Source organism: Streptomyces sp. NBC_00370, from assembly GCF_036084755.1.
GTDB lineage: Bacteria > Actinomycetota > Actinomycetes > Streptomycetales > Streptomycetaceae > Streptomyces.
Map to the genome: position 1 here is coordinate 2,052,501 of NZ_CP107968.1, position 16,946 is coordinate 2,069,446.

The 16,946-nt window shown below is 70.0% G+C and carries 18 protein-coding genes (1 of these 18 only partly in view); 8 read left to right on the plus strand and 10 right to left on the minus strand.

What is annotated here, in order from left to right:
* The 3 genes from OHS57_RS08835 to OHS57_RS08845 all read left to right on the plus strand — a co-directional run.
* Positions 1-597, plus strand: the 3' portion of a protein-coding gene (locus tag OHS57_RS08835) for a sporulation protein (RefSeq protein WP_041991123.1). The gene continues 186 nt to the left of window position 1, outside the view; the window shows 597 of its 783 coding nt (coding positions 187-783); its start codon lies beyond the left edge, outside the window; its stop codon occupies positions 595-597.
* A gap of 62 nt (positions 598-659) precedes the next feature.
* On the plus strand, positions 660-1,199 hold the full coding sequence (locus OHS57_RS08840; protein ID WP_041991121.1) for a YbhB/YbcL family Raf kinase inhibitor-like protein: 540 nt from the start codon (positions 660-662) through the stop codon (positions 1,197-1,199).
* A 153-nt stretch (positions 1,200-1,352) separates the two neighbouring features.
* A complete protein-coding gene (locus OHS57_RS08845; protein WP_041996737.1) occupies positions 1,353-1,862 on the plus strand; it encodes an HNH endonuclease in 510 nt (169 codons plus the stop codon).
* Between the two features lie 33 nt (positions 1,863-1,895).
* On the opposite strand, the gene OHS57_RS08850 is transcribed toward OHS57_RS08845, so the two are convergent.
* From OHS57_RS08850 to OHS57_RS08865, 4 genes are all read right to left on the minus strand, one after another.
* Positions 1,896-2,663 carry a sulfite exporter TauE/SafE family protein gene (locus OHS57_RS08850; RefSeq protein WP_328581570.1) on the minus strand — a complete coding sequence of 256 codons (768 nt, stop codon included), beginning with the start codon at positions 2,661-2,663 and terminating at the stop codon, positions 1,896-1,898.
* Between the two features lie 60 nt (positions 2,664-2,723).
* Positions 2,724-3,653 carry an SPFH domain-containing protein gene (locus OHS57_RS08855; RefSeq protein ID WP_041991117.1) on the minus strand — a complete coding sequence of 310 codons (930 nt, stop codon included), beginning with the start codon at positions 3,651-3,653 and terminating at the stop codon, positions 2,724-2,726.
* A 111-nt stretch (positions 3,654-3,764) separates the two neighbouring features.
* On the minus strand, positions 3,765-4,193 hold the full coding sequence (locus tag OHS57_RS08860; protein ID WP_328581571.1) for an NfeD family protein: 429 nt from the start codon (positions 4,191-4,193) through the stop codon (positions 3,765-3,767).
* Positions 4,194-4,328: 135 nt separating this feature from the next.
* A complete protein-coding gene (locus tag OHS57_RS08865) occupies positions 4,329-5,120 on the minus strand; it encodes an ABC transporter ATP-binding protein (RefSeq protein WP_041991113.1) in 792 nt (263 codons plus the stop codon).
* A 126-nt stretch (positions 5,121-5,246) separates the two neighbouring features.
* Here OHS57_RS08865 and OHS57_RS08870 point away from each other — a divergent pair, with 126 nt between their 5' ends.
* Positions 5,247-6,038 carry a hypothetical protein gene (locus tag OHS57_RS08870; RefSeq protein ID WP_328581572.1) on the plus strand — a complete coding sequence of 264 codons (792 nt, stop codon included), beginning with the start codon at positions 5,247-5,249 and terminating at the stop codon, positions 6,036-6,038.
* A 433-nt stretch (positions 6,039-6,471) separates the two neighbouring features.
* Here the strand turns inward: OHS57_RS08870 and OHS57_RS08875 are convergent, their stop codons facing one another.
* The 3 genes from OHS57_RS08875 to OHS57_RS08885 all read right to left on the minus strand — a co-directional run bounded on the left by OHS57_RS08875 (position 6,472) and on the right by OHS57_RS08885 (position 8,682).
* The gene (locus OHS57_RS08875; RefSeq protein WP_041991110.1) at positions 6,472-6,747 is read right to left on the minus strand and encodes a chaplin; all 276 of its coding nucleotides are present in this window, start codon (positions 6,745-6,747) and stop codon (positions 6,472-6,474) included.
* Between the two features lie 140 nt (positions 6,748-6,887).
* A complete protein-coding gene (locus OHS57_RS08880; protein ID WP_041991109.1) occupies positions 6,888-7,532 on the minus strand; it encodes a response regulator in 645 nt (214 codons plus the stop codon).
* The gene (locus tag OHS57_RS08885) at positions 7,525-8,682 is read right to left on the minus strand and encodes a GAF domain-containing sensor histidine kinase (RefSeq protein ID WP_041991108.1); all 1,158 of its coding nucleotides are present in this window, start codon (positions 8,680-8,682) and stop codon (positions 7,525-7,527) included. Before OHS57_RS08885 ends, OHS57_RS08880 begins: the two co-directional genes overlap by 8 nt.
* A gap of 198 nt (positions 8,683-8,880) precedes the next feature.
* Here OHS57_RS08885 and OHS57_RS08890 point away from each other — a divergent pair, with 198 nt between their 5' ends.
* The 3 genes from OHS57_RS08890 to OHS57_RS08900 all read left to right on the plus strand — a co-directional run bounded on the left by OHS57_RS08890 (position 8,881) and on the right by OHS57_RS08900 (position 11,739).
* Positions 8,881-9,579: an SDR family NAD(P)-dependent oxidoreductase gene (locus OHS57_RS08890; RefSeq protein ID WP_328581573.1), complete on the plus strand. Its 699-nt coding sequence runs from the start codon at positions 8,881-8,883 to the stop codon at positions 9,577-9,579.
* Positions 9,576-10,685, plus strand: coding sequence for an S-adenosylmethionine:tRNA ribosyltransferase-isomerase (locus tag OHS57_RS08895; protein WP_328581574.1), 1,110 nt, complete (start codon positions 9,576-9,578; stop codon positions 10,683-10,685). Before OHS57_RS08890 ends, OHS57_RS08895 begins: the two co-directional genes overlap by 4 nt.
* A 271-nt stretch (positions 10,686-10,956) precedes the next feature.
* Entirely contained in the window at positions 10,957-11,739 is a 783-nt protein-coding gene (locus OHS57_RS08900) for a transglycosylase SLT domain-containing protein (protein WP_041991104.1), read from the plus strand.
* 78 nt (positions 11,740-11,817) lie between these two features.
* Here OHS57_RS08900 and OHS57_RS08905 read toward each other — a convergent pair whose 3' ends face one another.
* Positions 11,818-14,367, minus strand: a complete 2,550-nt coding sequence (locus tag OHS57_RS08905) for an ABC transporter ATP-binding protein/permease (protein WP_328581575.1) — start codon at positions 14,365-14,367, stop codon at positions 11,818-11,820.
* A gap of 174 nt (positions 14,368-14,541) precedes the next feature.
* On the opposite strand from OHS57_RS08905, the gene serB reads away from it, so the two are divergent.
* Complete coding sequence (gene serB, locus OHS57_RS08910) at positions 14,542-15,777, plus strand: phosphoserine phosphatase SerB (protein WP_041991100.1); 1,236 nt, start codon at positions 14,542-14,544, stop codon at positions 15,775-15,777.
* Positions 15,778-15,888: 111 nt separating this feature from the next.
* On the opposite strand, the gene OHS57_RS08915 is transcribed toward serB, so the two are convergent.
* Positions 15,889-16,407, minus strand: coding sequence for a SixA phosphatase family protein (locus OHS57_RS08915; RefSeq protein WP_041991098.1), 519 nt, complete (start codon positions 16,405-16,407; stop codon positions 15,889-15,891).
* Positions 16,408-16,498: 91 nt separating this feature from the next.
* Positions 16,499-16,705 carry a hypothetical protein gene (locus OHS57_RS08920; RefSeq protein ID WP_041991096.1) on the minus strand — a complete coding sequence of 69 codons (207 nt, stop codon included), beginning with the start codon at positions 16,703-16,705 and terminating at the stop codon, positions 16,499-16,501.
* Positions 16,706-16,946: the final 241 nt, after the last annotated feature.

The following is a 16,946-nucleotide window of genomic DNA, read 5'->3' on the forward strand; positions in this document are numbered from 1 at the left end:
AACGACCAGGAGCTCAAGCAGAACATCGAGTTCACCAAGCAGCGGATCGGCGGCGCCTTCACCGTTCAGGCGGGGGCCGTCCATGTGGTCCCGTTCGGGCTGGAGATCCCGTGGGAGACGCCGGTCACCGCGGTCGACGGGCAGCAGCTGCGCGGGATGAACATCGGTGTGACCACGGAGCTGGAGATCGCGCGGGCGCTGGACTCCGGCGATCTGGACCCGATCACGGTGCACCCGCTGCCGGCGCAGCAGGCGATCCTCGACGCGTTCATCCAGCTCGGGTTCCGCTTCAAGAGCGCGGACATGGAGCGCGGGCATGTGCGCGGTACGCGTCAGCGGCTGCCGTTCTACCAGGAGATCGAGTTCCACGCCCCGCAGCAGTACCGGGGGCTCAACCAGGTGGAGCTGACGTTCGTCGCCGACGACCGGGAGATGGACGTCGTTCTGGAGATGGACAAGAAGCCGGGGCTCTTCAGCGAGGGCAGTGACTCGTTCCGGGCGTTCCAGGTCGGGCTCAACGATTTCGCGTCCACCGACTGGTCCGCGTATCTCAACCAGTGGCTCGCCGAGGTGGGCGGCCGTCGTAACTGGTTCTGAGCCTGAGGCATAGGCTCGGGCGGTGAGCAGGACAGTCGTTGCCGATATTCGGAGGTTCAGACGTGACTGACGGGCAGAGGGCTCCGCTCCCCCATGACTTCCATCCGCAGGTGCCGTCGTTCACCGTGGTGAGCGACGACGTGTCGGCCGGGGCGGTCCTGAAGGACGCCCAGGTCTACGCGGAGGGCAACACCTCGCCGCAGCTGCGGTGGGAGGGCTTTCCCGCGGAGACGAAGAGCTTCGCCGTGACGTGCTTCGACCCGGACGCGCCGACCGGCAGCGGGTTCTGGCACTGGGTGGTCTTCGACATCCCGGCGTCGGTCACCGAGCTTCCCGTCGGGGCCGGCAGTGGCGGGTTCGACGGGCTGCCGAAGGGTGCGGTGCAGGCCCGGAACGACTACGGGACGAACGACTTCGGCGGCGCCGCTCCGCCCGCCGGGGACCCGGCGCACCGCTATGTGTTCACCGTCTACGCGGTGGACACCGAGCAGCTCGGTCCTGACAGTGCGGCTTCGCCCGCGTTCGTGGGCTTCAACCTGCGGTTCCACACGCTGGCGCGTGCGCAGCTCGTCGGGGAGTACGCGGCACCGGCCGACAGCTGACCGTTTGTGTGTTGTTTGCCCTGCCCTGGTCTTGGAGAGATCAGAGCAGGGCATTTTTTTATTGTGTTGTCCCTCTCGGCGTGCCCGGCCAGAGTTGATCCACAGCCCGCAGCCCCCGAACGGGGCCGGGTCGGCACACGGGAGGTGGGCGAGATGCGGGACACGCTGGTACTGAACGCGAGCTTCGAGCCGCTGTCGACGGTGACTCTCAACCGTGCGGTGGTGCTGGTGCTGCAGGACAAGGCCGTTGTCGAGCAGGCGCACCCCGATCTCCGTGTGCGGGCCGCCGCTGTCGAGCTTCCGGTGCCGCGGGTGATCAGGCTCTGCCGTTATGTACGAGTGCCGTTCCGAAGACAGGCGCCGTGGTCGAGACGCGGGGTGCTCATCAGGGACCAGCACAGGTGCGCGTACTGCGGGAGGCGTGCGACGACGGTGGACCATGTGGTGCCGAGGTCGCGTGGGGGCGGCGACAGCTGGCTGAATACGGTCGCTTCCTGCGCGGAGGACAATCACCGCAAGGCGGACCGTACGCCGGAGCAGGCGGGGATGCCGTTGCTGCACCCGCCGTTCGTGCCGTCCCCCGCGGACGCGATGCTGCTGTCGCTGCGGGCCGGTGAGCGTTCGGAGCTGCCGTTGTGGCTGGCGGCGCAGCCCGCCGCGTAGCGCGTGGTGGCGCGAGGCGGCAGGTAAAGGCGCCTAGCGCAGCAGCAGTTGGACGATGGCGGCCGTTCCGACGACGACGATGATGGCGCGCATCGCCACCGGCGGCAGACGCCGGCCGATCTTGGCCCCGATCTGTCCGCCGATGGCGGAGCCGACGGCGATGAGGACGACGGCTGTCCAGTCGAAGTCGGCGACGAAGAGGAAGAGGATCGCGGCGACGGTGTTCACGATCGCGGCGAGGACGTTCTTGACGGCGTTGAGGCGTTGCAGGGTGTCGTCGAGCAGCATGCCCATGAGGGAGAGGTAGATGATCCCCTGGGCGGCGGTGAAGTACCCGCCGTAGACGCTGGCGAGCAGCAGGCCGATGAAGAGCAGCGGGCCGCCGTTGGGGCGGGCGGTCTTCTGCTCGCGCACCCGGCGTTCCTGGACGGCCTTGGTGATCCGGGGCTGCAGGACGACCAGGACGAGCGCGAGGGCGACGAGGACGGGCACGATCGTCTCGAAGGCCGTTGACGGCAGGACCTGCAGCAGGACGGCGCCGGTGAGTCCGCCGACGAGTGCGGCGGCGCCGAGGCGCAGGATGCGGGGGCGCTGGCCGGTGAGTTCGGCGCGGTAGCCGATGGCTCCGCTGATCGAGCCGGGGATCAGGCCGAGTGCGTTGGAGACGGTGGCGGTGACCGGGGGGAGGCCCGTCGCCAGCAGGACGGGGAAGGTGATCAGGGTGCCGGAACCGACGATGGTGTTGATGGTTCCGGCACTGATCCCCGCGACGAAGACGGCGAGCATCTCCCAGATGGTCACGGTGAGCCTTTCGGTATGCGGTGCCGGACGCACCGCATCATGCCCGAAAGGGTCTTTTGGTCAGTCGAGCGGGGTGTCCTGCCTGCGTTCCTTGCCCGTGTTGAAGCCGGGCATGCCCGATCCGAGGTTGTCGAAGGCGCCGCTGAGCCCCTTGAGGGCGTCGCCGATCTCGCTCGGCACGATCCAGAGCTTGTTGGCGTCGCCTTCGGCGATCTTGGGAAGCATCTGGAGGTACTGGTAGGCGAGGAGCTTCTGGTCGGGGTCGCCCGCGTGGATCGACTCGAAGACGGTACGGATCGCCTGGGCTTCACCTTCGGCGCGCAGCGCCGCCGCCTTGGCCTCACCTTCGGCGCGCAGGATCGCGGACTGCTTCTCGCCTTCGGCCGTGAGGATCTGGGACTGCCGGATACCTTCGGCGGTGAGGATCGCGGCGCGCTTGTCACGGTCGGCGCGCATCTGCTTCTCCATCGAGTCCTGGATGGAGGTGGGCGGTTCGATGGCCTTGAGCTCGACGCGGTTGACGCGGATGCCCCACTTGCCGGTGGCTTCGTCGAGGACTCCGCGCAGTGCGGCGTTGATCTCCTCGCGGGAGGTCAGGGTCCGCTCCAGGTCCATGCCGCCGATGATGTTGCGCAGCGTGGTGACGGTGAGCTGCTCGATCGCCTGGATGTAGCTGGCGACTTCGTAGGTCGCGGCGCGGGCGTCGGTGACCTGGTAGTAGATGACGGTGTCGATGTTGACGACCAGGTTGTCCTGGGTGATCACCGGCTGGGGCGGGAAGGGGACGACCTGTTCACGCAGGTCGATCCGGTTGCGGATCGAGTCGATGAACGGGACGACGATGTTGAGGCCCGCGTTGAGTGTGCGGGTGTAGCGGCCGAACCGCTCGACGATGGCGGCGCTTGCCTGCGGGATGACCTGGATCGTCTTGATCAGGGCGATGAAGACAAGCACCACCAGGATGACCAGGACGATGATGATTGCTGACATCGCGTTCCTCGGGCCCTTCGCTGCCGGATATTCTGATGATCGAGTTTCGCAGAACAGGGGCGTGAGCGGGGGCTGTTCACCCAGGTTGGCTCACATGACCAGGGGTTTGGCTCACATGACCACCGCCGTCGCGCCGTCGATCTCGACGACGTCGACCTCCTGGCCTGGTTCGTACGACTGGTCGGCGTCGAACGAGCGCGCCGACCACACCTCACCGGCCAGCTTGATCCGGCCACCACCGCGGTCGACCCGTTCCAGTACGACGGCCGAGCGGCCTTTCAGCCGGTCGATTCCGGTGCGCAGATTGGGGCGTTGGGCGTTGTGCCGGGCCGCGACGGGCCGTACGACGGCGACGAGCGCGACGGACACCACGACGAAGACGAGGACTTGGGCGACGATGCCGCCACCGAGCGCGGCGACGACGGCCGCCACGACGGCTCCGGCCGAGAACATTCCGAACTCGGGCATCGCGGTCATGACGAGCGGGATCCCCAGCCCGACAGCGCCGATCAGCCACCACACCCACGCGTCGATTTCCACAACGTCATGGTAGGTCCGGCGATCCCGGTCGGGACAGTGGCCATATCAGGTCACTTGAGGGCGACTTGACGGGGCGACGGGTGGACGTGCCCGTTCGGTGCGCTTGCGCTGTGTGCTCGTGCCGTGTGCTCGTGCTTACTTGAGGGGCAGGCCCTGCGCGGTCCAGCGCTCGCCGGTGCGCTCGACGACGAGCGGCAGGCCGAAGCAGCGGGAGAGGTTGCGGGAGGTCAGCTCGGTCTCCATGGGGCCGGCCGCGAGGACCTTGCCCTGGCGGATCATGAGGACGTGCGTGAAGCCGGGCGCGATCTCCTCGACGTGGTGGGTGACCATGATCATGGACGGCGCGTACGGGTCGCGCGCGAGCCGGCCGAGCCGGCGTACCAGGTCCTCGCGACCGCCGAGGTCGAGTCCTGCGGCGGGCTCGTCCAGGAGCAGCAGCTCCGGGTCGGTCATCATCGCGCGGGCGATCAGGGTGCGCTTGCGCTCGCCCTCGGAGAGGGTGCCGAACTTGCGGTCCAGGAAGTCGGTCATGCCGAGGCGGTCGAGGAAGGCGCGGGCGCGCTGCTCGTCGACCTCGTCGTAGTTCTCGTTCCAGGTGGCCGTCATGCCGTACGCGGCGGTGAGCACGGTCTGCAGGACGGTCTGCCGCTTGGGCAGCTTCTCGGACATGGCGACGCCGGCGACACCGATCCGGGGGCGCAGGTCGAAGACGTCGACCTTGCCGAGCTGCTCACCGAGGATGCGGGCGGTGCCGCTGGTCGGGAAGAGGTAGCTGGAGGCGAGGTTGAGGAGGGTGGTCTTGCCGGCGCCGTTGGGGCCGAGGATCACCCAGCGCTCGCCTTCCTTGATGGACCAGGAGACATCGTCCACCAGAGCGCGTCCTTCGCGGACCACGGATACGTCCACCAGCTCCAGTACATCGCTCATGAGCGCGTTGTCTCCCCATGCAATCGTCTTGAGTTTCGGGTGCGCCTGTAGGCGCAGCTCCCAGGGCAAAACCTACGCCACCGGTTGGGTGGTCCGGTCCTGAGGTCCATTACCTAGGCTGGTCCCATGCTTCTGGAACCACGCTCAGGACTGTTGGCCGCATGGGGGAACGCCCTGTTGGCCGGGTTTGTGTCGCCGGACGACGCGGCGGACGCCGTCGTCGGCGACGATGCGGTGCACCGGGTGGAGGGGCTGCCGGGTGAGCCGGGCCCGGTGGGACTGACGCTGGCCTTCGGCCGGCTGCGGGCGCTCGGGGTGACCGGCTACCGGGTCGCGCTGCCCGCGCCGGGCCATCCGCTGGGGCTCAGCGGGCCGCCGGACTTCAACGCGCGTGCGCTGGAGGCGGAGGAGGCGGTGGTCGCCTCGGGGGCGCCGTACGGCTTGGTGCCGGAGGTCACAGCGGTCGGCCCCGACGGGGACCGGCACGTCGAGGTCGTCTGGCACTGCCTGCCGGTACGCGAGGCGCCGCCGGCGGACGTGCCGTCGCTCGGCGAGGCGGAGCGGGAACTGGCCGAGGCGCTGCGGGACGCGACGGAGGTGCTGTCGCGGCTGGACGTGGCGGCGTCGGGCCCGGTGGCAGACGCGGCGCTCGACGCGTACCGGGCACGGGCGGAGCGGGGCCGCGATGTGCTGGCCCCGGGCTATCCGCCGCGCGCGGCGCGGGTGCTTCTGCTCGCGGAGCGCATCGGACTGCTGGTGTCACTGGCGTACGAACACGGCCCGGGCGGCGCGGTGAGCGCGTCGGAGATGTCCGCGCGGGTCGCGGCGCTACGCCCGGTGGAACGAGTGGCGCGCCGCGCGCAGGTGGCGTCGTACAACGCGTACGTGGAGGAACGCGAGCGCGACGGATTGTATTAAGCCCCCGCCGGGGGCGGGACGGCCCGTACTGACCGTCCCGCCCCGGCGAGTGAGCCGAAGGGGCGCGCCGCTGTCGAAAGGGAGAGCGCGCGCAGGTCCGTGAGGAACGAGCGGACCGAGCACGGTCGACCGTCGACAGGGGCATAAGGCGCCCCGGAGGCGAACCGAGCCCTAAAAAAGAGGGGCGTGAGCCGAAGGGGCGCGCCGCTGTCGAAAGGGAGACCGCGCACAGGCCCCGACCGTCGACAGAGGCGCAAAGCGCCGCGTTGACCGTCCCGGCCCGCCCCGTGGCGAGTGAGCCGAAGGGGCGCGCCGCTGTCGAAAGAGAGACCGCGCGCAGGCCCGCGAGGAACGAGCGGACCGAGCACGGTCGACCGTCGACAGGGGCTAAAAGCGCCCCGGAGGCGAACCGAGCCCTAAAAAAGAGGGGCCGCTAGGCGTTCAGGCCGCTGTTGCCGAAGGCCGGGTTCAGCAGGCCGATCACGTTGACCGTGTTGCCCACCACGTTGACCGGCACGTGGACCGGGATCTGCACAAGGTTGCCGGAGGCGATGCCCGGGGACTGCACGGCCTGGCCGTCGGCCTGGGCGTGCGCCGCCGGGCCCTGGTGGCCCTGCGGGCCCTCCGTGGCGGACGCGGCGCCCGCGCCCGCTGCGACGATGCCGCCGGCGATCATGGTGAGGGCGGCGGCCTTCTTCAGGTTCTTCATTATTGGAATCCTCCTCGCAAAGGCTGCGGCCGGTACGCCGCAGCACGCCATGGAGAACGCCGGGACCTCGCTCAGGTTGCGCCGTGTGGGTGACATACACCCGACGGTATGAATCTCAGATTGGTGGTCGCCGATCCGTATCAGCCGGTTATCCCATGTCGGACGGCCCACAGCGCCGCCTGGGTCCGGTCGGCGAGATCGAGTTTCATCAGGATGTTCGAAACGTGGGTCTTGACCGTCTTCTCGGAGAGAACGAGGGCGCGGGCGATCTCCCGGTTGGAGCGGCCGTCGGCGATCAGGACCAGTACCTCGCGTTCCCGCTCGGTCAGTGTCGTGCCGCGCCCCTGGCCGCTCCCCCGGTCGTCCTGGGCCAGCAGGGCGCCCGCGACCTCGGGCTGGAGCAGTACGTGGCCCGCGTGTACGGAGCGGATGGCGTCGGCGAGCGCTTCGGGGTCGATGTCCTTGTATACGTATCCCGCGGCGCCGGCCCGCAGCGCCGGGACCACCGTGCGCTGCTCGGTGAAGCTGGTGACGATCAGCACCTTCGCCGGGTTGGCGAGTTCGCGGAGCTTGCGCAGCGCCTCGATGCCGTCCATGCCCGGCATCTTGATGTCCATCAGGACGACGTCGGGCCGCAGCGCCTCCGCGCCGGCGACGCCTTCGGCGCCGTCGCCCGCCTCGCCCACGACTTCGATGTCGCCCTGGACCTCCAGGAATGTGCGCAGGCCGCGCCGGACCACCTGGTGGTCGTCGACGAGCAGGACACGGATCGCCTTGTCACCCACCGGGCACCTCCATCTCGATCGTGGTGCCCTGGCCGGGCGCCGATTGCACGGTGAGTCTGCCGCCGGCGCCGCTCGCCCGGTCCCGCATCGAGACGAGACCGAGGTGCCGGCCCGCTCGGCGGACCGTCCGGGGTTCGAAGCCCTTGCCGTTGTCGGTGACGCTGAGCACGGCGCCCGGGCCGCGGCGCATCAGGGAGACGTCGACGCGGTCGCCGGCCGAGTGCCGCAGCGCGTTGTGCAGGGCTTCCTGGGCGACGCGCAGCAGCGCTTCCTCCTGGGCGGACGGCAGGGCCCGTACTCCGCAGGTGTCGAAGGTGACGCGGGCGGCGTGGGCGCGGTCGAGGACCTTGATGTGGGCGCGCAGGGTGTTGACGAGTCCGTCCTCGTCCAGGGCGGCCGGGCGCAGCTCGATCACGGCGGCGCCCAGTTCGTCGGAGGCTTCGGCGGCGAGGGTGACGATCTGCTGGAGTTCGCCCTTGGCGCGTGCCGGGTCCCGGTCGACGAGGGTGGCGGCGGCCTGGGCGGTCAGCCGCAGCGAGAAGAGTTTCTGGCTGACGGCGTCGTGGAGTTCGTGTGCGAGGCGTGAGCGTTCCTCGCTGATGGTCAGCTCGCGGCTGCGCTCGTAGAGCCGGGCGTTGGTGAGGGCGATGGCCGCGTGCTGGGCGAGGATTTCGAGGAGTTCGGCGTCCTCCTCGGTGAAGGCGCAGCCTTTGGCGTCGCCGGGGGTGCGGTCCGGGCAGCGCTTGTTGGCCAGGAAGAGGGCGGCGAGTGTTTCGTCGCCGTCCCTGACCGGCATGCCGAGGAAGTCGGACATGTCGGGGTGGGCGGACGGCCAGCCGCCGAAGCGGGGGTCCTCGCGTACGTCGTCGAGCCGTTCGACCTGCTCGTCCCTGAGCATCGCGGCGAGGATGCCGTGCTGCCGGGGCAGCGGCCCGATGGCCTTCCACTGTTCGTCGCTGACGCCGTCCACGACGAACTGGGCGAAGCCGCCGTGGTCGTCCGGGACGCCGAGCGCCGCGTACTCGGCGTCGAGCAGTTCACGGGCGGACACGACGATCGTCTTGAGGACGTCGCGCACCTCCAGATGCCTGCTCATCGCGAGGAGCGCGGTGCTCACGGCGGCGAGGCCGGAGCTCGGACTGTGGGTCATGGCCTCACCGTACCGGCGCCGGCGGGCCCGGCGGATCGGCCGGACGCACCCTGTCGACGGGCCTTGGGACCTAGGTCCAAATGCCCTGCGGCGCGGGTGCCCGCGGCCGAGGCGGCGGGCGGTGCGGCGTTCCTACGTTGAGGGCATCGACGGGTGTTCGCAGACGGTCCCGTCGCGACGGGAGAGGGAGCGGTTGTCATGCCGGTAGCGATCATCACGGGGGCTTCGAAGGGGCTGGGCCGGGCCCTGGCCGACGGGCTCGCCGAGCGCGGCTGGGATCTGGTGCTGGACGCCAGGACCCCGGAGGCGCTGGACGAGGCGGCGCGGGAGGCCGGGCGGCACGGGACGCGGGTGGTGGCGGTCGCGGGGGACGTCACGGACGGCGGGCACCGGGCGGAGCTGGTGGCGGCCGCCGCCGGGCTCGGCGGGCTCGATCTGCTGGTGAGCAACGCGAGCGCGCTGGGGGCGCAGCCGCTGGTGCGGCTGGAGCGGCTGGGTCTCGCGGGGCTGCGGGCGGCGCTGGAGACGAATGTGGTGGCGGCGCTGGGGCTGGTGCAGGAGGCGCTGCCGCTGCTGCGGGCGAGTACTGCGGGGACGGTGATCGCGGTGAGTTCGGACGCCGCGGCGGAGGCGTACGAGACGTGGGGCGGTTACGGGGCGTCGAAGGCGGCGCTCGACCATCTGGCGGCTGTGCTCGCCGTGGAGGAGCCGGGGCTGCGGGTGTGGGCGGTCGATCCGGGTGACATGCGGACCGAGCTGTACGCGGCGGCCGTGCCGGACGACACGGATCCGCGTCCCGAGCCGGCGTCGGTGGTGCCGGGCTTCCTGCGGCTGCTGGAGCGCCGTCCGGCGAGCGGCCGGTACACGGCCCCTTCGCTGAAGGGGTGGACGGTGTGAGGCGGGCACCGGTGGAGCGGGGTCTGGACATTCCGCGGGTGCCGGCCGAGCTGTCGGCGCGGGTACCGGCCGAGCAGCGCGGGGCGGGCCGTGACGACGTACGACTGCTGGTGTCGCACGGCACCCGCGTCTCGCACCATGTCTTCCGCGAGCTGCCCGGGCAGCTGCGGGCCGGGGACGTCCTGGTGGTGAACACGTCGGCGACGCTGGCGGCGGCGGTGAACGGGCGGATCCGTGGTGAGCGGGTCGTCACACACTTCTCGACGCGGGGTGACGACGGGCGGTGGGCGGTCGAGCTGCGCACCCCCGACCCGGCTGCCGGGGGTACGACGCTGCCGCGCGCGGGCGGCCCCGCCGGCACGGTCGTCCGGCTGCCGGGCGGGGGACGGCTGGTGCTGGAGCGGCCGCTGGACCCGGCGGGCGACCGGCTGTGGTGGGCGCGGGCCGAGGACGTCGACGTGCCGGGGCTGCTGCGGGCGTACGGGCGGCCGATCCGGTACGGGTACACGGAGCGGGACCAGCCGCTGTCGGCGTACCAGACGGTCTTCGCGCTGCCTGCGGCCGACGGCTCGGGTTCCGCGGAGATGCCGAGCGCCGGGCGGCCCTTCACCGCGGGTCTTGTGGCGGAGCTGGTGAGCAGGGGGGTGCAGTTCGCGCCGATCACGCTCCATACGGGGGTGGCGTCGGCGGAGGCGCACGAGCCGCCGTACCCGGAGCGGTTCGCGGTGCCCGCCGCGTCGGCGCGGCTGGTGAACGCGGCGCGTGCGGGTGGCGGCCGGGTCGTGGCCGTCGGTACGACGGCGGTGCGGGCGCTGGAGTCGGCTGCGGGGCCCACCGGGGTGGTGCGGGCGGCTTCGGGGTGGACGGATCTGGTGATCACGCCGCGCCGTGGGGTGCTGGCGGTGGACGGGCTGCTGACGGGGCTGCACGAGCCGGCGGCCTCCCATCTGCTGATGCTGGAGGCCGTCGCGGGGCGGGCCGCGCTGAGCCGGGGTTATACCGAGGCACTGCGTGAGCGCTACCTCTGGCACGAGTTCGGCGACGTCCATCTCCTCCTGGGGGATGAGACCACTCACGCTGTGCGTTGCGAACGCGACGTTTGGTGAAACTGTCATCGCCCCGATGTGACGCCGCACATAGGACGCACATCACTTACGAAGGGGATTAGTCGACAATGTCCCGGGTGTTAGCTCGGCATAAGTGGGTAAATGGGCGACTTGACTACCCCCTGCCCCACACCCCGTCCCACTATCCAGCTTCGTACGTCACACCTTTGCCACAGGTTTTTGCTACCGCTAAGAATTGCGTCCGTCGCCGCCGGAAGGCAGTGGGCCTCCCGGCCTCCGCGACTCCCGCTATTCGAAGAGGTACGTCTCTATGTCCGCGTCACGCACCCCTGGTCACAGTCGCCTGAGCAAGACCCACAAGGTTTCGATCGCCGGCATCGCCGCGATCGGCGCCGCCTCACTGGCGTTCTCCCTGGTCCCCGGTAACGCATCCGCCGACGTCGATTCCCACTCCGTGGCCGCCGCAGCGCCGGTGGCCTGGAACTCCACTTCGGGAACCCAGGCGTCAGCGCTCCACGCGAGCATCGCCAAGCAGCAGCTTTCCGCCGAGAACGCCGCCAAGGTCCAGGCCCAGGCGTTCGCCAAGGCGGCGTCCCACGCCAAGACGGTCAAGGCGGAGAAGGACGCCAAGGCCAAGGCCGAGGCAGCCAAGAAGGCCAAGGCCGAGAAGGCAGCCAAGGCCAAGGCGGCCGCCAAGGCGAAGGCCGCGGCAGCCAAGAAGCGCGCCAAGGGCCAGGCCGCCAACCGCTCGACGGTTCGCAAGCCGGTCTACGCCAACAACCTCGACGGCTGGATCCGTGAGTCCCTGTCGATCATGAAGAAGCACGGCATCCCGGGTTCGTACAACGGGCTGCACCGCAACATCATCCGTGAGTCGTCGGGCAACCCGATGGCCATCAACAACTGGGACATCAACGCCCGCAACGGTATACCGTCGAAGGGCCTGCTCCAGGTCATCCCCCCGACGTTCAAGACGTACCACGTCTCCGGAACGCCCAATAACATCTACGACCCCGTCGCCAACATCGTCGCCGCGGCCAACTACGCGGCCGACCGGTACGGCTCGATGGACAACGTCAACAGCGCCTACTGAGCCGCGCCATCCGTACGCCGAAGGGCGGCACCCGCTGGGGTGCCGCCCTCCGGCGCGTGTACGTCTCCTGGCGATGCGCTACTTGCGCATGACCTCGGGCTCGTGGCGGCGCAGCAGCCGCGACACGATGAAGCCGCAGATGACCCCGAGCGCGATCAGCGCGATCATGTCGATGCTCCACTGGGTGGCCGAGTGCTCCCACAGCGGGTCGAGGTCGTTCGGCTTCTCCGGGTCCCACGGCGCCATCAGGTGCGACAGGTCGAGCGTCGCGCCCGCCGCGCTGAGTGCCCAGCGCGAGGGCATCAGCCAGGCGAACTGGTCGAGCCCGGCCTTGCCGAAGATCTGGAAGAGCGTGCCGGTGAAGACGAGCTGCACGATCGCGAACATCACGAGCAGCGGCATGGTCTTCTCGGCCGTCTTGACCAGGGAGGAGATCACCAGACCGAACATCATCGAGGTGAAGCCGATGCCGATGATCGCCAGGCACAGTTCGACGGCCGGGTTGGTGACCAGCCCCTCGGCCGGCAGGTCGCGCACCGAGAAGCCGATGCCGCAGATGATGACGGCCTGCAGGGCCGTGATCACACCGAGCACGATGACCTTGGACATCAGGTACGCGGAGCGGGACAGGCCGACCGACCGTTCCCGTTCGTAGATCACCCGCTCCTTGATCAGCTCTCGTACGGAGTTGGCCGAGCCCGAGAAGCACATGCCGACCACGAGAATCATCATGATCATGCCGGCGCCGCCGTTGAAGCGCGCGGGCGGTGTGGGCGGGCCCAGTCCGAACTTCGCCGGGATCACCACACTCACCCCGCCGAGGATCGCGGGCAGCAGCACCATGAGTCCGAGGAATCCGCGGTCGGACGCGATCACCGCGACATAGCGCCGGATCAGCGTCCACAGCTGGGAGCCCCAGCTCTGCGGCTTCGGCGGCCGCATCTGCGCCCGCGAGGGGAGCTGCGCGGTCTGGACGGCGACGGCGTCGATGTCGGCCGCGTATATCTGGTAGTGCTCGGAGCCGCGCCAGCGGCCCGCCCAGTCGTAGTCGCGGTAGTTCTCGAACGCCGAGAAGACGTCCGCCCAGCTGCCGTAGCCGAAGAAGTTGAGCGCTTCCTCCGGCGGGCCGAAGTACGCGACGGAGCCGCCGGGCGCCATGACGAGCAGCTTGTCGCAGATCGCCAGCTCGGCCACGGAGTGGGTGACGACCAGGACCGTACGGCCGTCGTCGGCGAGGCCGCGCAGCAGCTGCATGACGTCGCGGTCCATGCCCGGGTCGAGGCCCGAGGTCGGCTCGTCCAGGAAGATCAGCGACGGCTTGGTGAGCAGTTCGAGCGCGACGGAGACGCGCTTGCGCTGGCCACCGGAGAGGGAGGTGACCTTCTTCTCCTTGTGCACGTCGAGCTTCAGCTCGCGCAGCACCTCGTCGATACGGGACTCGCGCTCGGCCTCCGCCGTGTCACCGGGGAAGCGGAGCTTGGCCGCGTACTTGAGCGCCTTCCTGACGGTCAGTTCCTTGTGCAGGATGTCGTCCTGCGGGACCAGACCGATGCGCTGGCGCAGCTCGGCGAACTGCTTGTACAGGTTCCTGTTGTCGTACAGGACGTCGCCCTGGTCGGCGGGCCGGTAGCCGGTCAGCGCCTTGAGCAGGGTGGACTTGCCGGAGCCCGACGGGCCGATGACCGCGATCAGCGACTTCTCGGGGACGCCGAAGGAGACGTCCTTGAGGATCTGCTTGCCGCCGTCGACCGTCACGGTGAGATGGCGGGCGGAGAAGGACACCTCGCCGGTGTCGACGAACTCCTCAAGGCGGTCGCCGACGAGCCGGAAGGCCGAGTGCCCCACACCGACGACGTCGTCGGGGCTGAGGAGGACCGTGCCGGACTTGGCGATCGGCTGCCCGTTGACGTACGTGCCGTTGTGCGAGCCGAGGTCGCGGATCTCGAAGCGGCCGTCGGGCATCGCGGTGAACTCGGCGTGCAGCCGGGAGACCTGGAGGTCGGAGACGACCAGTTCGTTCTCCAGGGCACGGCCGATGCGCATGACCCGGCCGAGCGAGAGCTGGTGGAACGTGGTGGGGCTGCGGTCCCCGTACACCGGCGGCGCCCCCGCGGCGCCGCCCGCTGCGGAACTCTGCTGCGGCACGGGCGCGGGCGGGAACTGTGCCTGCGGTGCCGGTGTCTGCGGTGTCTGCGGCCAGCCCTGCTGCGGCTGGGCCGGGGCCTGTGGCGCCCCCGCGGCTGCCTGCGGCGCCGCGGGGGCCATGGCTTGTTGCTGAGCCGGCTGGGCCTGCTGCGGCACGGCCTGCGCCGGCGCCGACTGCGGGGCCGCCGTGAGACTCATCCGCGGCCCGTCGGTGGGATTACCGAGATGCACCACGGAGCCGGGACCCAGCTCCAACTGCTGCACGCGCTGGCCCTGTGAGTAGGTGCCGTTGGTGCTGCCGTGGTCCTCCATGACCCAACTGCGGGCTCCCCGGCTGATGGTGGCGTGACGCCACGAGACCCTGGCGTCGTCGATCACCAGGTCCCCCTGTGGATCCCGGCCAAGTGTGTACGACCTGGACGGATCGAGAGTCCAGGTCCTTCCGTTCAATTCCAGTACGAGTTCCGGCACTCCGCGCCCCACTAGTTTTCCCCCGAGGTACCCCCATCACAGGGAGTCTAGGGATGGCGAACATCGGGGGGAACTATTTCAGGCTCGGCCCTTCCTCGGAAAGTCGGGCCCACCGAATACCGTGTTTGTCCGGCACGCGGGACGGCCGGCCGGTCCCGGGGCGCCGCCCGCTACGGTGGGATCACCATGAGCGCATCGCAGCCGAATCAGACCGCTGACGTCCCCACTCTTCTGGTAAAGATCTTCGGGAAGGACCGCCCCGGGATCACCGCCGGCCTCTTCGACACCCTCGCGGCCTACTCCGTCGACGTCATCGACATCGAGCAGGTCGTCACCCGTGGCCGTATCGTCCTGTGCGCGCTCATCACGGCGCCGACGGTCGGCGGCACGACCGAGGGCGAACTGCGGGCCACCGTGCACAGCTGGACCGAATCCCTCAAACTCCAGGCCGAGATCATCTCCGGCATGGGCGACAACCGGCCGCGCGGCAGCGGCCGTTCACATGTCACCGTGCTCGGCAACCCGCTGACGGCCGAGTCGACCGCCGCCATCGCCGCCGGCATCACCTCGGTCGGCGGGAACATCGACCGGATCTTCCGACTGGCCAAGTACCCCGTCACGGCGGTCGAGTTCGCGGTCTCCGGCGCGCCCACCGAGCAGCTGCGCAGCCGGCTCGCACCCGAGGCCGCCGAGATCGGTGTGGATGTGGCGGTGGTCGCCGCCGGACTCCAGCGCAGGGCCCAGCGGCTGGTGGTCATGGACGTGGACTCGACCCTGATCCAGGACGAGGTCATCGAACTCTTCGCGGCGCACGCGGGCTGTGAGGCGGAGGTCGCCGAGGTCACCGCGCGGGCCATGCTCGGCGAGCTGGACTTCGAGCAGTCCCTGCACGCGCGGGTGGCGCTGCTCGCCGGGCTCGACGTCTCGGTGGTCGACAAGGTGCGTACGGAGGTACGGCTCACACCGGGGGCCCGCACCCTGATCCGTACGCTCAAGCGGCTCGGCTACCAAGTGGGCGTGGTCTCGGGGGGGTTCACCCAGGTGACCGACGCGCTCAAGGAACAGCTCGGGCTCGACTTCGCCGCCGCCAACACACTGGAGATCGTGGACGGCAAGCTCACCGGACGGGTGGTCGGCGATGTGGTCGACCGCGCGGGCAAGGCCAGGCTGCTGCGCAGGTTCGCAGCCGAGGCGGGGGTGCCGCTGGCGCAGACCGTGGCGATCGGCGACGGCGCCAACGACCTCGACATGCTGAACGCTGCGGGGCTCGGGGTCGCGTTCAACGCCAAGCCGGTGGTGCGCGAGGCGGCGCACACGGCGGTGAACGTGCCGTTCCTCGACACCGTCCTGTACCTGCTGGGCATCACACGCGACGAGGTCGAGACGGCGGACGACGAGGACGGTGTCACGGAGGAGTACTGAGCGCGGACCGGCCATGCACCGGCAGTACACCGGCCGGCTGCGGACGTACGAGGCCCCGGCGCGGATCGTCCGCGCCGGGGCCGGGTGATGTCAGGGGTCAGCGGCCGCTGATCAGTCGTGCGGTGCCCAGTAGTCGACGAGCTTGCCCACGCCGTGTTCCACCGACTTCCAGGTGCCGGTGAAGCCGACGACGGCGAATCCCGCGGTCGGGAAGCCGCCTTGCGTCATACGGGCGAGCGCGTCACCCTCGGAGCCGCCGGACAGCGCGTCGGCGAGCGTGTGCATGCCGGGGTTGTGACCGATGACCAGCAGATCCCGCACCTCGTCGGCGGTCTCGTTGATCAGCGCGAGGAGGTCGCCGAGCGACGCGTCGTACAGCCGCTCCTCGTAGACGGTCCTGGGCCGGTGCGGCATCTCGTGCACGGCGAGCTTCCAGGTCTCCCGGGTCCTGACCGAGGTCGAGCAGACTGCCAGGTCGAAGGGGATACCGGTCTCACCGAGCTTGCGTCCGGCCATCGAGGCGTCCAGGCGGCCCCGCTCGGCCAGCGGCCGTTCATGGTCGGACACCTGGGGCCAGTCGGCCTTCGCATGCCGGAGTAGGACGATCCTGCGGGGTGTATCGACGCTCATGCACCCCAGCTTCGCATGAAATGCGCCGCCGGGCGCAGGGTGTTGACGGGCTCCACGGGAGAGGTCGCGGGACACCCGGAAATCGGGGTCGTCACGGGGTCAGGAGCTGGAAGAGGTGCGCCAGGATCCGGCCGACGGCCGGATCGCCTGCGGCCGCCTCGGCCTGCCCCGTACCGGTCATGAGCAGCAGCAGCGCGGCGAAGGCGACGGCGGGCAGGGCGATGGCCCACCACGGCAGCCTGATCTCCGTGCTGCCCTGGGCGGGACGGGCGGATCGGGGGTGCGCTGGGGCCGTCATGGCCGCCTCCGGTGGGCTGCGGGGTGGGTCTGCGATTCGATGGGTCCGAATCTACGGATCATGACCTCCGGAGCCCATCCGGTGACCCACCCACTCAACCCTGAACCTGCCCCCCTAAGGGACAGGGGTGCTAGCCCCCTCTTTTTAGGGCTCGGTTCGCCTCCGGGGCGCTTTAAGCCCCTGTCGACGGTCGACCGTGCTCGCCCCACTCGTACCTCGCGGGCCCGCGCGCGCTCTCCCT

Coding starts and splice junctions, on each gene's coding strand:
- OHS57_RS08845 (WP_041996737.1), top strand. CDS start 1,353: ATGCGGGACACGCTGGTACTGAACGCGAGCTTCGAGCCGCTGTCGACG.
- OHS57_RS08855 (WP_041991117.1), bottom strand. CDS start 3,653: ATGTCAGCAATCATCATCGTCCTGGTCATCCTGGTGGTGCTTGTCTTC.
- OHS57_RS08865 (WP_041991113.1), bottom strand. CDS start 5,120: ATGAGCGATGTACTGGAGCTGGTGGACGTATCCGTGGTCCGCGAAGGA.
- OHS57_RS08870 (WP_328581572.1), top strand. CDS start 5,247: ATGCTTCTGGAACCACGCTCAGGACTGTTGGCCGCATGGGGGAACGCC.
- OHS57_RS08875 (WP_041991110.1), bottom strand. CDS start 6,747: ATGAAGAACCTGAAGAAGGCCGCCGCCCTCACCATGATCGCCGGCGGC.
- OHS57_RS08885 (WP_041991108.1), bottom strand. CDS start 8,682: ATGACCCACAGTCCGAGCTCCGGCCTCGCCGCCGTGAGCACCGCGCTC.
- OHS57_RS08890 (WP_328581573.1), top strand. CDS start 8,881: ATGCCGGTAGCGATCATCACGGGGGCTTCGAAGGGGCTGGGCCGGGCC.
- OHS57_RS08900 (WP_041991104.1), top strand. CDS start 10,957: ATGTCCGCGTCACGCACCCCTGGTCACAGTCGCCTGAGCAAGACCCAC.
- serB (WP_041991100.1), top strand. CDS start 14,542: ATGAGCGCATCGCAGCCGAATCAGACCGCTGACGTCCCCACTCTTCTG.
- OHS57_RS08915 (WP_041991098.1), bottom strand. CDS start 16,407: ATGAGCGTCGATACACCCCGCAGGATCGTCCTACTCCGGCATGCGAAG.
- OHS57_RS08920 (WP_041991096.1), bottom strand. CDS start 16,705: ATGACGGCCCCAGCGCACCCCCGATCCGCCCGTCCCGCCCAGGGCAGC.